Source organism: Actinomadura sp. 1N219, assembly GCF_044326405.1.
GTDB lineage: Bacteria > Actinomycetota > Actinomycetes > Streptosporangiales > Streptosporangiaceae > Spirillospora.
Window position 1 is genome coordinate 435675 of sequence record NZ_JBIRAY010000003.1, and the last position, 13341, is coordinate 449015.

Annotated in this window: 14 protein-coding genes; 4 read left to right on the plus strand and 10 right to left on the minus strand. The window is 70.6% G+C overall.

What is annotated here, in order from left to right:
* Window positions 1-33: 33 nt before the first annotated feature.
* From ACH35V_RS14210 to ACH35V_RS14230, 5 genes are all read right to left on the minus strand, one after another.
* Complete coding sequence (locus ACH35V_RS14210; RefSeq protein WP_395972558.1) at window positions 34-801, minus strand: SDR family oxidoreductase; 768 nt, start codon at window positions 799-801, stop codon at window positions 34-36.
* 95 nt (window positions 802-896) lie between these two features.
* The gene (locus ACH35V_RS14215; protein ID WP_395972560.1) at window positions 897-2099 is read right to left on the minus strand and encodes a thiolase family protein; all 1203 of its coding nucleotides are present in this window, start codon (window positions 2097-2099) and stop codon (window positions 897-899) included.
* The gene (locus ACH35V_RS14220) at window positions 2099-2803 is read right to left on the minus strand and encodes a TetR/AcrR family transcriptional regulator (RefSeq protein ID WP_395972562.1); all 705 of its coding nucleotides are present in this window, start codon (window positions 2801-2803) and stop codon (window positions 2099-2101) included. Before ACH35V_RS14220 ends, ACH35V_RS14215 begins: the two co-directional genes overlap by 1 nt.
* 2 nt (window positions 2804-2805) lie before the next feature.
* Window positions 2806-4329 carry an acyl-CoA carboxylase subunit beta gene (locus tag ACH35V_RS14225; protein WP_395972563.1) on the minus strand — a complete coding sequence of 508 codons (1524 nt, stop codon included), beginning with the start codon at window positions 4327-4329 and terminating at the stop codon, window positions 2806-2808.
* 29 nt (window positions 4330-4358) lie between these two features.
* Window positions 4359-5117 (minus strand): enoyl-CoA hydratase/isomerase family protein, encoded by a 759-nt coding sequence (locus ACH35V_RS14230; protein WP_395972565.1) that lies wholly within the window; start codon window positions 5115-5117, stop codon window positions 4359-4361.
* A 288-nt stretch (window positions 5118-5405) separates the two neighbouring features.
* On the opposite strand from ACH35V_RS14230, the gene ACH35V_RS14235 reads away from it, so the two are divergent.
* On the plus strand, window positions 5406-6188 hold the full coding sequence (locus tag ACH35V_RS14235; protein WP_395972566.1) for an IclR family transcriptional regulator: 783 nt from the start codon (window positions 5406-5408) through the stop codon (window positions 6186-6188).
* Window positions 6189-6225: 37 nt separating this feature from the next.
* Here the strand turns inward: ACH35V_RS14235 and ACH35V_RS14240 are convergent, their stop codons facing one another.
* The 5 genes from ACH35V_RS14240 to ACH35V_RS14260 all read right to left on the minus strand — a co-directional run bounded on the left by ACH35V_RS14240 (window position 6226) and on the right by ACH35V_RS14260 (window position 10990).
* Window positions 6226-6714 carry a flavin reductase family protein gene (locus ACH35V_RS14240; RefSeq protein WP_395972741.1) on the minus strand — a complete coding sequence of 163 codons (489 nt, stop codon included), beginning with the start codon at window positions 6712-6714 and terminating at the stop codon, window positions 6226-6228.
* Window positions 6715-6730: 16 nt separating this feature from the next.
* Entirely contained in the window at window positions 6731-7939 is a 1209-nt protein-coding gene (locus ACH35V_RS14245) for an acyl-CoA dehydrogenase family protein (RefSeq protein ID WP_395972568.1), read from the minus strand.
* 25 nt (window positions 7940-7964) lie between these two features.
* Window positions 7965-9461, minus strand: coding sequence for an aldehyde dehydrogenase family protein (locus tag ACH35V_RS14250; protein WP_395972569.1), 1497 nt, complete (start codon window positions 9459-9461; stop codon window positions 7965-7967).
* Window positions 9458-9856: a YybH family protein gene (locus tag ACH35V_RS14255; protein WP_395972571.1), complete on the minus strand. Its 399-nt coding sequence runs from the start codon at window positions 9854-9856 to the stop codon at window positions 9458-9460. Before ACH35V_RS14255 ends, ACH35V_RS14250 begins: the two co-directional genes overlap by 4 nt.
* Before the next feature lie 78 nt (window positions 9857-9934).
* On the minus strand, window positions 9935-10990 hold the full coding sequence (locus tag ACH35V_RS14260) for a LuxR C-terminal-related transcriptional regulator (protein ID WP_395972572.1): 1056 nt from the start codon (window positions 10988-10990) through the stop codon (window positions 9935-9937).
* Window positions 10991-11112: 122 nt separating this feature from the next.
* Between ACH35V_RS14260 and ACH35V_RS14265 the strand changes: the two genes are divergently transcribed.
* Genes ACH35V_RS14265 through ACH35V_RS14275 form a run of 3 tightly spaced genes read left to right on the plus strand, consistent with a single transcriptional unit; the run spans window position 11113 to window position 13283 of the window.
* The gene (locus ACH35V_RS14265; RefSeq protein ID WP_395972574.1) at window positions 11113-11850 is read left to right on the plus strand and encodes a VOC family protein; all 738 of its coding nucleotides are present in this window, start codon (window positions 11113-11115) and stop codon (window positions 11848-11850) included.
* Window positions 11851-11870: 20 nt separating this feature from the next.
* Window positions 11871-12275, plus strand: a complete 405-nt coding sequence (locus ACH35V_RS14270) for a nuclear transport factor 2 family protein (protein ID WP_395972575.1) — start codon at window positions 11871-11873, stop codon at window positions 12273-12275.
* 27 nt (window positions 12276-12302) lie between these two features.
* Window positions 12303-13283: an RNA polymerase subunit sigma-70 gene (locus ACH35V_RS14275; RefSeq protein WP_395972576.1), complete on the plus strand. Its 981-nt coding sequence runs from the start codon at window positions 12303-12305 to the stop codon at window positions 13281-13283.
* Window positions 13284-13341 lie beyond the last annotated feature (58 nt).

Sequence of the window (13341 nt, forward strand, 5' to 3'; positions counted from 1 at the left end):
ACACGAGGAGCACACAACAGGCCCGCGAAAACGTCATGTGAGCGTGACGTAGCCTCCATCAACCGGCAGGACGACGCCGGTCATCCACGACGACGCTCGCGAGGCGAGGAAGATCGCCGTGCCCGCCATGTCCGAGGGCAGGCCAGTGCGGCCTAGCGGCGTAGCCTGGTCGAGCTCGTCGCGGCCGGCGGCGAAGGCGAACTCCATCATCCGCGACTCCACGAACCCGGGTGCGATCGCGTTGACCGTGATGTGGTCGCGGGCCAACCGCCCCGCGAGGTGCCGGGTGAGCTGGTGCACCGCCGCCTTGGACGCGGAGTAGGCATAGGACTCCCACATGGGGACATGCATTCCGTCGACCGAGCCCAGGTTGATGATTCGGGCCGGGTGCTCCGGTGAAGCCGCAGCGCGCAGGAGGTCGAGGCACGCCACCGCAAGGTGGAACGGCCCCTTGAGGTTGACGGCGAGCACCTTGTCCCAGCCGGCGTCGGGATACTCCTCGATCGGAGCGCCCCAAGTCGTGCCGGCGTTGTTGATCAGAACGTCTAGCCGGTCCACGTGATCGCGCATGTCGTCGGCGAGCTTGCGGCACCCGTCCTGAGTGGACACATCACCGGGAAGCGCGACTGCGCGCTCGCCGAGGTCGGCGGCCAAGCCCCGGCATTCCCCGACGTTGCGCGCCGAGATCCAGACGGTCGCGCCCGCGGCATGGAAGCCGCGCACGATCATCTCCCCGATGCCCTTGGTACCACCGGTGACGAGGATGTTGCGTCCGGAGACGTCGAAGAGGTCGTTGGTCACGGTTTCTCCTGGTCCTCATGGGTGGTGGACACCCCTGTGTCAACACCCTTGAGCTCGTCGCGCCGACCGAAGCGGCCATTGACCCAACTCGGGTGTCACAGCCGCTCGACGATGGTGGCGTTCGCCATGCCTCCGCCTTCGCAGATCACCTGCAGGCCGTAGCGGCCCCCGGTTTCCTCCAGGACACTGACGAGGTTGGCCATGAGCTTGGCGCCGGAGGCGCCGAGAGGGTGACCGTTGGCGATGGCGCCGCCACGCATGTTGACCTTGGCCGGGTCGGCGCGGGTCTCGGCAAGCCATGCCAGGACGACCGGCGCGAACGCCTCATTGACTTCGAACGCGTCGATGTCGTCGATGCTGATCCCGGCCCGCGTGAGGACTTTCCCGGTCGCGGGGATGACGCCGGTGAGCATGAAGACCGGGTCGTCGCCGACCACGGCGAACTCGCGGACCGCGGCGCGTGGCGTGAGCCCGAGCGCTTCGGCTCTGCCGCGCTCCATGATCAGCACGGCGGCGGCGCCGTCGGAGATCTGGGAGGCACCGCCGGCGGTCACCACCCAGTTGATCTGGGGATACCGCGCCGCCAGTTCCTCGGAGTAGAAGGCGGGCTTGAGAGCTGACAGCGTCTCGGGCGTCGATTCCGGTCGGACGCCCTCATCGGCGGTGACCATCTCGCGGGTGCGGCCATCGCCCCGGTCGGCCGGGGTCGGCAGAATCTGGCCGTCGAGTACACCGGCGGCGGCCGCGGCGGCGGCCCGCTGGTGCGACTGTGCGGAGTACTCGTCGAGTGCGGCGCGGGACAGGGCCCATTTCGCTGCGATCAACTCTGCGGAGATGCCCTGGGGAACCAGGCCGCCCTGGGCCAGGTATCGCTTGGCCACCGCGGGACCCGCGGGATCCTGGCCCACGGAGGAGGAGAACATCGGCACGCGCGACATCGACTCCACCCCAGCGGCGATCACGACGTCGTACGCGCCGGCGATCACGCCCTGGGCCGCGAAATGGAGGGCCTGCTGAGACGAGCCGCATTGGCGGTCCACCGAGGTCGCGGGCACCGTCTCGGGGAAACCTGCGGCCAGCACGGCATTCCGGCCGACGTTGAAGGCCTGCTCGCCGACCTGGGACACGCAACCGGTGATGACGTCGTCGATGGTCTTCGGGTCGATCCCGGTCCGATCGACCAGGCCGCGGAGCACATGTGCCAACAGGTCTGCCGGGTGCCAGCCGGTGAGCGCACCGCCCTGGCGGCCGCGTCCGATCGGAGTCCGAACGGCGTCGATGATGACTGCTTCGCGCATTACTGCTCTTTCTGTGCCCGTCGACGTGCCTGCCTTTGGTCCTTGTCGCGCGTGCTCGTGCTGGGGTCAGCGTGGCGCGTCGGATCCTGTTCGCGGACGGGCGACACCCGGTAGCCCGAAAGCAGGAGTTCGGCCACTTCCTGGGCCACCTTTTCGCGAGAGAGCCGGCCGCCCGGCGCGTACCAGGTGTAGGACCAGATGGAGGCACCCAGCAGGGTCGCGGTCGCGACCGCTGGGTCGATGTCGAGGAACTCGCCCTTCTCGACGCCCTCGACGTACAGGGCGCGGACGACACGCGTGTACTCTCGCTCCCGCTCCTGAACGTCGCTCTCCCTCTCCGGGGACAACATGCCGCGAGAGTTGTAGAACACGGTGTTGGCTTCAAGGTTCTCCAGCACCGCGCGCGTGTTCTCTACAAGCAGGTCGCGCAGCCGCTCGGTGGGGCTGCCGGAATCCTCCGCGATCAGGCGGATCCGGGCCAGAGCGCTGACGACGATCTCATCGACGATGGCGAAGAGAATGTCCTCTTTGCTCTTGAAGTAGTAGTAGATCGCGGGCTTGGTGAATCCCACGACTTCGGCGATGTCGTCCAGGGATGTCGTGTGGTAGCCCTGATTTTTGAACAAAGCCGTCGCGGTCTCCAAAATCTGTTTCTTGCGCTCGGGCTTGGCTCGCTTCTGTGTCTTCGTTCCGCCTGCAGCCATGGCTACTTCACCCTGTCCCTGTCTCCCCAACCGAACTCGATGCCGGTAAGGATCGCTCGACGAGTTTCGATCGGGTCGATGATGTCATCGAGATAGGTGTGCGCCGCAGCCTCCCACGGAGCCGATTCGTCGAGCCAGTGCTCGGTCAGCTCCGCTTCGAGCCGATGGCGCGCCTTCAGACCGCCCTCGGCCTCGGCCTTCTCCAGACGTCGTCGATTGACCGTCTTCACGCCGATGTCGGGCGCCATGAATCCCATCTCCGCGGTCGGCCAGGCGACCAGCAAGTCCGGCCGGGTCGGCCGACCCCCCATGGCGTAATGCCCGCCTCCGTATGCCTTTCGGATGATGACCGACACCTGGGGGACTTTTGCCCGCGCCAGGCGGGCGACGAGCTTTTCGTACCGCAGCACGATGCCCTGGCGCTCGGCTTCGATACCGATCATCAGGCCGGGGACGTCCTGCAGGAAGACCAGCGGCAGGTTGAAGGTGTCGCACGTGTGCGCGAAGTCGTGGATCTTCTCCAGCGCCCGGGCGTCCAGCGCGCCGGCACCGAAGCGAGGCTGGTTCGCGATCACGCCGACCGGTTGTCCGCCCATCCGGGCGAGCGCGGTGATCACCGCCTTCCCCGCCTGGGGACGCCACGGGAGTACGGTGTCGCCGTCCACCACCGCCGAGATCACGTCGAACATGTCGTAGGCCTGGCGCGAGTTGGTCGGCACGATCTCCCGCAGCGACTCCGCCGATCCCAGCGGGGCCACCGCGGGCGCCATCGGAGCGGGTCGAGCGGCGTTGTTGGGCAGGTAGGACAGATACGCCGCGATCGCGTCGAACGCTTCCTTCTCGCTCGGCACCACGAGGTGCGCCGTCCCCACCTCCTGGGCGTGTTCCGGGCCGCCGAGGTCGTGGTCGCTGACCTGCTCACCGATCGCTCCCTCGACCACCGACGGGCCGGAGAGTGCGATCGAGGAAGACTCGGTCATCACGGTCACGTGCGCGGTACCGGCGTGGAGCGCCGAGTCGCCGTACCCCGGACCCAACACCGCGGCGATGCGCGGGATCTCCGCGTAGCCCTCGGGCACCTGCAGGAAGGTGGTGAAGTCCAGCGGCAGACCGGAGAAGCGCCATCCCATGACGTCGGGGATCCGGCCGCCGTCGGCGTCGCACAGAAGGATCAGCGGCAGTCCCTTCTTCGCCGCGACCTCCGCGATCCGGTTCTGCTTGCGCATGCTGACCGGCGCCGTGGTCCCCGCCAGTGTGGTGGCGTCGATTGCGATCACGCACACCTGGCGACCATCGATGCGACCCCATCCGGTGACTGCGCCGTCGGCGGGGATGGGCCGCTCGTGCCGCAGCTCGGGCTCGGCGAGCAGACCGAGCTCGTAGAACGATCCCTCGTCGAGCAATCCCTCGATGCGCTCGCGGACGGTGAGCCGGCCCGAAGCGTGATGGCGTTCAACCTTCTCAGGCCCGCCCATCCCGTAGGCGATCTCTCGTCTGCGCCGCAGCTCGGTGAGGCGCTCGGTCATGCTGGGGAACTCCGATGCGGCCACAGCCCTCACCGATCCTTGAACTGCGGGGCTCGCTTGTCGCGGAAGGCCGCGACTCCTTCGCGCTGGTCCTCGGTGCTGTGCAGCAGCGAGGTGGCCTCGAGGCTGTAGTCGTATCCCTCGTCGCTGCCGCGGTTGAGGATCCTCTTGGCCACCCGAAGTGCCGTCGCCGGCTTGCCGGCGATCCGCCGGCCGAGTTCGATGCTCTTTTCGAGGTGCTGTCGCTCGTCGACCACCAGGTTCACCAACCCCGCGAGCCGAGCCTCTTCACCGGACAAGTGTTCGCCGGTGTAGATCATGTACTTCAACCAGTGGAGGTTCGTGTTGGCCGGGCCGCGCACCACGCCCAGACCGGGCATGAGTCCCACGGACGCCTCGGGAACCCCGAACCGTGCGGTCGTGTCGGCGACGACCAGGTCAGTGATCATCGTGAGTTCGCAACCGCCGCCGAGCGCGTATCCGTGCACAGCCGCGATTGTCGGCTTGGACAGCCGCTCCCACGCTCGGAACCCAGCGAACGCGACTTCCTGGAAGCGGCGACGAGCCGGGACGTCAGCGAGGTCGCCGAAGCCGTCGATGTCGCCGCCGGCACAAAAGTTCCTCCCTTTGCCCGCGACCACCACGGCCCGGACGGTGTCGTCTGCCTCGGCGTCCATGGCGAGGGCCTGGATGTCGGTCCAGAACTCGTAGGTGAGGCTGTTGGACTTCTCCGGCCGGTCGAACATCACCAAGGTGACGCCCTGATCGTCTACCGAGACCTCCAGCATGCCGTACCGTGTCCGCACCGCCGCCCCTTCGCTAGTTTTACTGAATAGTAAGTCGAATCTCGCCGCGAGGTCAAGATGATCTGACGACTCTCGCAAGGAGCCAGTAGCACCCGCGAGACGTACCGAACAGTCGGTCAGTTGGCTACTACCTGCAGCGATGCCCAGCCCCCACGACACGCCCACCGCAGCCACGGCGACCGGCCCGCGAGTCGGCCAGCAGGTTGTGACCGGGGGGCCATTGTTGGTCCGGTGGGTGGACTTTGGGCGTTGACAGGGACGTTTTCGCAGGTGAACCATCGGGCAATGGACGCCGTGCTGGAGTCGCCCGCCGAGAGCGGGAGCGTGCTGGGCAAGGCCCGGCTCATCCTCGAGGCGTTCGGGCTCGACGACGAGGACCTCGGTCTCTCGGAGCTGACGCGCCGGACCGGCCTGGCGAAGTCGTCCGTGCACCGGCTCAGCCAGGAGCTGGTGCGCTGGGGGTTCCTGGAGCGGCGCGGCGGCAGGTACCGGCTGGGCATGCGGCTGTTCGAGATCGGCCAGCGGGTGCCGCGGCAGCGCATCCTGCGGGAGCTCGCCCGGCCGTTCATGGAGGACCTGCTGCAGGCCACCGGCCAGACGATCCATCTCGCCGTCGTCGACGGGCTGGAGGTCCTCTACCTGGAGAAGGTCTCCGGGCACCGGCAGGTCGGGCGTCCGTCCCGGGTGGCGGGGCGCATGCCCCTGCACTGCACCGCCACCGGCAAGGCCCTGCTGGCGTTCGGGCCGCGCCGCCTCTTCGACGAGGTCGTGGCCGGGCCGCTCGCCCGGCCGACCCCGCGCACGACGGTCGCGCCCGGCCTGCTGGAGCAGGAGTTGAGGCGCGCCCGCGAACTCGGGTACGCGGTGGAGTACGAGCAGGCCCGCATCGGATACATGAGCGTCGCCATTCCCCTGGCGGGCGCCACCGGGACGACGGTCGCGGCCCTGTCGGTCACCGGGCCCGTCGCGGCGGGCAGGGCCGAGCGGTTCGCCGGTCTGCTGGACGCGGCGGGCCGCGGGGTGACCAAGCTGCTCGGCGTCCGGGACGTGTGAAACGCGAACACGGGCACCGGATTCCGGTGCCCGTGTCTCAAACGGGTGCCAGCCGGCGGAAGCGGCTCGTGTGGAACACCAGCGGAGGGGTGTCCGGCCTGGCGAGCAGGCCGAGGACCTCCAGCAGGACGATCAGGTGATCGCCCGCCGGGATCTCGTCGTGAAGACGGCAGTCCAGCCAGGCGGCGGCGTCGAGGACGAACACGCCGCCGCCCGGCCTGGGCTCCCAGTCGACCCCGTCGAAGCGGTCGCCCTCCTTGCGGGACAGGCGCAGGCAGGCCTCGTTGTGGCTCTCGGCGAGGACGCTCAGCCCGAGCCGCGGCGCGCGCCGCAGCCGCGGCCAGGTCGCCGAGGTGTTCTGGACGCAGATCGACACCAGCGGCGGGTCCAGGGACACCGAGGTGAACGAGCTCGCCGCCATCCCCGCCGGCGCCCCGTCGATCAGGGCGCACACCGCCGTCACGCCCGACGGGAAGCACCCGAAGGTCCGGCGGAGCGCGGCGACGTCCGCCGCGGCCTGCTGCATCTCGGTCACCCGTCGCTCAGGCCGTGGCCAGCGAGGGGGCCTGGGACGGGTCGAGACCCATCGTGATCAGGCCGGCCATCTCGGCGCAGGCGTAGGCGTTCGGCGGCATGATCGCGGCGGTGGTGACGTCGCGCAGCATGCGCTCGTAGCCCCGGGGGCGCATCAGGGCGGTGAGGCCGCCCGCGGTGGTGCCGAGCTCGACGACGCGTCCGATCGCGTCCGCGAGCATCAGCTTCGCCTGGAGGTACGCGTGGCAGGTGGCGAGGCCCGGGCCCTCCGTGTCCGCCTTCCACGCGGCCCGGTACATCATCAGCCGCGCGGCCTCGACGTGCGTCGAGATGCGCCCGACCGCCGAGCTGATCGACGGGTGGTAGCCCATCGGCTGGGCGTAGCCCTTCGCCGTCCGGGTACCGAGGTTCTCCGCGAGCCAGCTCACCATCGCCTCGGCGAGGCCGAGGTAGCAGGCCGTGTAGCCGCCCCACGTGACGGCCGCCTGCGCGACGATCCAGTTGTTGACGAAGTCGCCGATCGGCCCGAGGACGAGTTCCGCCGGGACGTGCGCGCCGTCGATGCTCACCTTGTTGCTGCGCGTCGCCCGCATCCCGAGCGTGTCCCAGACGTCGTCCACCACGATGTGCTCGGGCTGGGCGACCGGGAGCAGGAACGCGACGACGAGTGCCGGATCGTCGCTCCAGTCGGGGCGGGCGAGCATGAAGGCGTAGTCGCTCGCCTCCCAGATCGAGGCGTACATCTTCGTCCCGCTCACGCGCAGGCCGCCGCCGGGGGTGCGGGTCGCCGTCACCGTCGGCAGGAACGAGCCCGGCAGCAGGCTGGACGAGGACGGCTCGGACAGCGGCGCCGAGATCAGCGCGCCGTCGTCGATCACCAGCGCCGCGACGTGCTTCCGCGCCGCGGCGTCGAACGACGGCAGCTCCCCCGCCAGGCGGGTGGCCACGTAGTGCATGTTGAATCCGAGGGCGGTCGACGCGTCGCCCTGCGCGAGCTGCTCGACGGTCGCCAGCCACGCGGTCGACCGCACGCCGAGCCCGCCCAGGTCGGCGGGGAACCCCGCCCCGTACAGGCCCGCCTCGCGCAGTTCGGCGAAGCTCTCCGCCGGGATCAGGCGCCGCTCGTCGGCGTCGGCGGCGCGCTGGGCCAGCACGTCCGCGAGCCGTTTCCCGGTCTCGGCCATTCGCCGGCTCTGCTCGTCCAGCTGGAAGTCCATGGTTCCTCCACGTTCGTGCGGCGCGTCAGTCCCACATGGGGGGACGCGCGGTGTCGAGACTGACGTTGACGACCTTCACGGCCTGGTACTCGCGGACGGTCTCCGCGGCGCCCTCGCGGCCGAAGCCGCTGGCCTTGACCCCGCCCTGCGGCTGGCCGAGGGGCGTGGCGAACCAGGTGTTGACCCAGACCATCCCGGCCTGGAGGCGTCCGGCGATGCGGTGCGCCCGGGCCAGGTCGGACGTCCACACGCCGCTTGCGAGGCCGTAGGCGACGGCGTTCGCGCGGGTGACGGCTTCGGTTTCGTCCGTCCAGCGCTCGACGGTGAGGACGGGGCCGAAGAACTCATCGCAGGAGGCGCTCGTCTTGCCGTCCGGGTCGGCGAGGACGGTCGGCCGGTAGAACGCGCCGCCGGCGAGCTCGCCGTCCAGGTCCGGGACGCGGTGGCCCGCGCATACTCTGGCGCCCTCCGCGACCGCCTGGTCGACCGCCTCGATGACCCGGTCCCGGTGCGCGAGGCCGATGAGGGGGCCGAGCTGCGTCGAGGGGTCTAGCGGGTCGCCGACGCGGATCCGGTCCGCCCGCGCCGTGATCCGGTCCAGCAGTTCGTCGTGCACGGCGGCGTGGGCGAGCAGCCGGGACGCGGCGAAGCACACCTCGCCGTTGGCGGCGAAGACGCCGGTCAGCACGTCCTCGGTCAGGGTGTCGAGGTCGGCGTCCGGGCCGACGATGAGCGAGCCCTTCCCGCCAAGCTCCATGAGCGCGGGGGTCAGCCGGGCGCCCGCGCGGGCGAGGATCGTCCGCGCGCTCGCCGTCCCGCCGGTGAAGCTGATCTTGGCGACGCGGGGGTCGGTGACCAGCGCGTCGCCCGCGGTCGCGCCGAGGCCGGTGACCACGTTGACGACGCCGGGCGGCAGCAGGTCCGCGATCGCCTCCGCGAAGCGGACGGTGCTCACCGACGCCAGCTCCGACGGCTTGACCACGACCGTGTTGCCCGCGGCGAGCGCGGGCGCCAGCTTGTGCGCGACGGAGATGAGCGGCGAGTTCCACGGCACGATCGCGGCGATGACGCCGAGCGGCTGCCGCGTGGTGTAGACGTGCGACGACTCCGGCGCCCCCTGCACCGTCTCGCCGTGGATGCCCCGCGCCATCCCCGCGAAGTACCGGAAGATCTCGGCCGCGGTCGGCACGTCGATCAGCTCGGCCTCGCGGATCGCCCGCCCGTTCTCGGTGGCGAGCAGCGCCGGCCAGTCCGCCGCCGTCGCGGTCAGCCGGTCGGCGATGGCCCACAGCGCCGCCTGCCGCTCCGCGAGGGACGTCGTCCGCCACGTCTCGAACGCCTCGGCCGCGGCGGTCACGGCCTCGGCCACGACGGCGGCGTCGCAGTCCGCGATCTGCGCCCACGTCCGTCCGGTCGCCGGCTCGACCGCCGGGATGACGTCCTGGACCGGCCGCGCCTTCCCGCCGATGATCGCCGGCAGCGGCCGGTCGACGGTCAGCCGTCCGGTGCCGACCGCGGTCATGACTCCAGTCCGATGTGGACGGAGTGGAACGGGTTGTCGATGACGATGCGCCACGTGCCGTCCGGCCTGCGGCGGAAGACGTTGGAGTCGACCGCGCTCATCTCGACCGGCTTCCCGTCCGGCCCGGTCCCGGACAGCTCCCAGCGCAGCGCGACCAGGACGATGTCGTCGGCCTCGACCCGGTGCAGCTCCTCGATCGTCAGGTGCGGCTTGAGCGCGAGGAAGTCCGCGAGCGCCGCGCGGAGCTGGTCCATGCCGCGCGCCGGCGGGGTGCCCGGGCCGGTCTGGAACACCGTGTGCTCGTCCCACACGGAGAGCGCGGCGTCCAGATCACCGGCGTTCATCGCTTCGACGAACAGATCGTTCAGCTCGGTGACGCTGTTGTGTGATCCCATGCCTGGGACGCTATTCATCGTCCGTTCCCGGCGGCATCGCCCGTTCGTGGGGAATGCGCGGGTCACCCGAAGGTGGGATCACCGCAGCAGCAGGCCCGCCAGCTCCACCCGGGAATGCACGCCGAGCTTCTGGTAGATCGACTTGAGATGGTGCTTGACGGTGTTCGGGCTGATGTGGAGGCGTCCGGCTATCTCGTGGTCGCGTTTTCCCGCGGCGACGAGTTCGGCGATGGCCGCCTCGCGCTCGGTGAGGAGCCGGCGCAGGGCCGGGGGCGGCGCCGCCGTCCGGGACTGCGCCGACAGGATCGACACGATCAGCGAGGGACGCTCGGGCAGGGGCGCCGACGTCACCGTGATGTCGGTCGCGGCGTCCTGCCCCGCGGGCCGCACCGTGAGCCGCCGGGTCGCCGCGCCGCCGTCGATCGCCGCGTCGAGGGACGGCCACGCGCCGTCCGCGGCGTCGAGCAGCGCACGCGCGGGCCGGTTCGCGTGCCGCTCGGCCCGCTCCAGGTCGGTGACAACGACCGCCTGCCCGCTCGCCTCCAGCGCGCCCCACCACGCCGCCCGCTCGGCGTCGATCGCCGTCACCAGGTCCGTCGCGGCGACCGCCGCCTGGAACATCCGCGCCGCCGTGGTCGCCCTGCGCCGGTCGCCGTCGTCGAAGGCGGGCTCGCCCTCGTTGCGGGCGAAATTGATCGTCCCGACGATCTCCCCGCCGCTGATCAGCGGCGCGCACATCACGTGCGCCATGTCGTAGTGCCGGAACAGCCCCTGGACGATCGGCGCCTCCCGCCACCCCTCGGCGGGCTTGACCAGGGAGTCGTCCCAGGCCCGCCGTGCCGCCACCGCCCCGCGCAGCACCGGGTCGACGGCCCGGCCGAACCGCTCGTAGCGGCGCGCGTAGAACCGGCTGAGCCCGCGCACCGACGACGCCCTGGGCCGGCCCGTCCGCTGGTCGAACAGGTAGACGCCGTAGGCGAAGGACGGCACGTGACCGGCGACCCAGTCGAAGTAGCGGTCCTGCAGCTCGTCCAGCCCGCGGGCGGTGACGAGCACCTCCAGCCCGGAGCTCAGGCACTCTTCGTCGGCGGCCGAAGCGTCGCCGACGCCCATGTCGCCGATGTCGTCGCCCATCCAGCGAGTATGCGCCGCCGATAAGCCATCACGCCAGACGCCGCGGCCGACGATTCGTCGTCGGCCGGGCCGCCCCGCCTCCAGACCGGTTCCGCACCCGCCTGGGCCTATGATCAGCCGGTATGGCGCTGCGACTCATTCAGGTGAACATCAAGGCCCGGGACGACTCGGCGCTCGGCCGGTTCTGGGCGGACGCGCTCGGCTGGGACGTCTCCAGCGAGGGACCGGGCGTGACCAACCTCGCGCCCCCCGGCTTCACCTGGCCGGACCCAGCCGCCTTCTACATCGACTTCGTCGCCGTCCCGGACCCCGAGACGGTGAAGTACCGCGTCCACCTCGATCTCGCCACCGCCTCCGCCGCCCACCAGGCGGAGCTGGTCGCACGCCTGAAGGATCTCGGCGCGACGCCCGCCGACGTGGGCCAGGGCGACGTCCCGTGGACGGTCCTGGCCGACCCGGAGGGCAACGTGTTCTGCGTGCTGGAGCCCCGGGAGGTCTACCGCGACACCGGGCCGATCGCCGCGGTCGTGGTCGACTGCGCCGACCCGCGGGCCATGGCCCGGTTCTGGGACGAGGCCCTGGACTGGACCCTGCACGAGGCGTCCGACGATCACGCGACGCTGCGCTCCGCCGCCGGTGTCGGGCCGTATCTGGAGCTCCAGCGCGCACCCGACGTGCGGTCATGGTGGAACCGCCTGCACGTCGACCTGCTGCCGCACCCCGTCGACGGCAAGGAGGCGGAGGTGACCCGGTTGCGGGCCCTCGGCGCCGCCGACGTCGACCTCGGCCAGGGCGACGTGCCGTGGACGGTCCTCGCCGACCCGGAGGGCAACGAGTTCTGCGTCCTCGGCCGCGCCTGACGCGGGTAGCATCTGCCCGCATGACAGCAGAGTCGCCGGCGCAGACCGTCCAACGCTTGTTCGCGCTGCTCGCCGAGGGGAAGCCCGCGGATGCCGCAGCGCTGTTCGCCGACTCGGTGTCGTTCTCGATCCCGCACCCGCCGGGCATTCCGTGGGTGCCGGAGGTCGACTCGGCGGACGGCATGCGGGTGTTCTTCGAGCTGCTGGGAGCCCATGTGCAGCCCAAGGAGTTCGACCTCCGCCATGTCATCGCCGAGGGCGCCGACGTGGTGTTCATCGGACGCATGGTCTCCGAGGTCAGGAAGACGGGCCGGGACATCGACACCGCGTTCGTCCTGCACACCACGGTCCAGGACGGCCGGATCACCCGCTACCACCTCTACGAGGACACCCACGCCGTCGCCAGGGCCTACTTCAACGACTGACGGGGGTGGCTCGTGCGGGGAGGCGGGGTGGCGATCGAGGAGCTGGAGGCTCTGCGCGTCCCGCTGACCGGCTACTGCTACCGGCTCCTCGGCTCTGCGGCCGACACGGACGACGCGGTGCAGGAGACCCTGATCCGGGCGTCGTCCAAGCGGGACCAGTACGACCCGAGCAGGGCGCGGTTGAGCACTTGGGTCCATCGGATCGCCACGAACGTCTGCGTCGACATGCTCCGGGCGGCGAAGCGGCGTGCCCTGGTCATGGACGTGGGGTCGGCGTCGGGGTCGGCGTCGTCCCAGAACTCGGGCCTCGGTGCGCCGCTCCCCCCAGAGGTGTGGGTGGAGCCGATGCCCGACTCGCGTCTGCTGGACGTCCAGAACCCCGGTGACGTGGTCGTGGAGCGGGAGTCGGTTCGCCTGGCGTTCATCGCGGCGCTCCAGCACCTCGCTCCACGTCAGCGGGCCGTCCTGGTGCTGCGTGACGTGCTGGTGTTCACCGCCCAGGAGACAGCCGAGATCCTCGACACGACCGTGCCCGCGGTGAACAGCGCGCTGCAGCGTGCCCGCGCCACGCTGGACGCGAACCGGCCCGATCCCTTCGACCTCTACGACCCCGAAGACGCCGGGCAGCGTGACCTGCTCCGCCGGTACGTGGCCGCATTCGAGGCCCATGACATCGCCGGGCTGACCGCGGTGACGCGCGAGGACGCGGTGGCCTCGATGCCGCCGTTCCAGTGGCGGCTGGAAGGCGCAGGGGAGATCGCCTCGGTCGCTGGCAACAGCGATTCCTGCGCGGGCGCGCGGCTGGTTCTCTGCCGCATCAACGGCGCCCCCGGGTTCGGGCAGTACCGGCCCGATGACGACGGCGTCCTGCGTCCGTTCGCGCTGGTGTCGGTCGACATACGGGACGGGCAGCTCACCCAGCTGGTGACGTTCCTCGGCACGCAGCACCGTTTCGCCGAGTTCGGCCTCCCCGAGTCACTCCAGGGTGCGGGGCAGGCCACCGTGTGAGCGATGAGTTGTCGCATGCCGCGTCGTACAAGTCGATGAACACCCGACGACGTGGAAG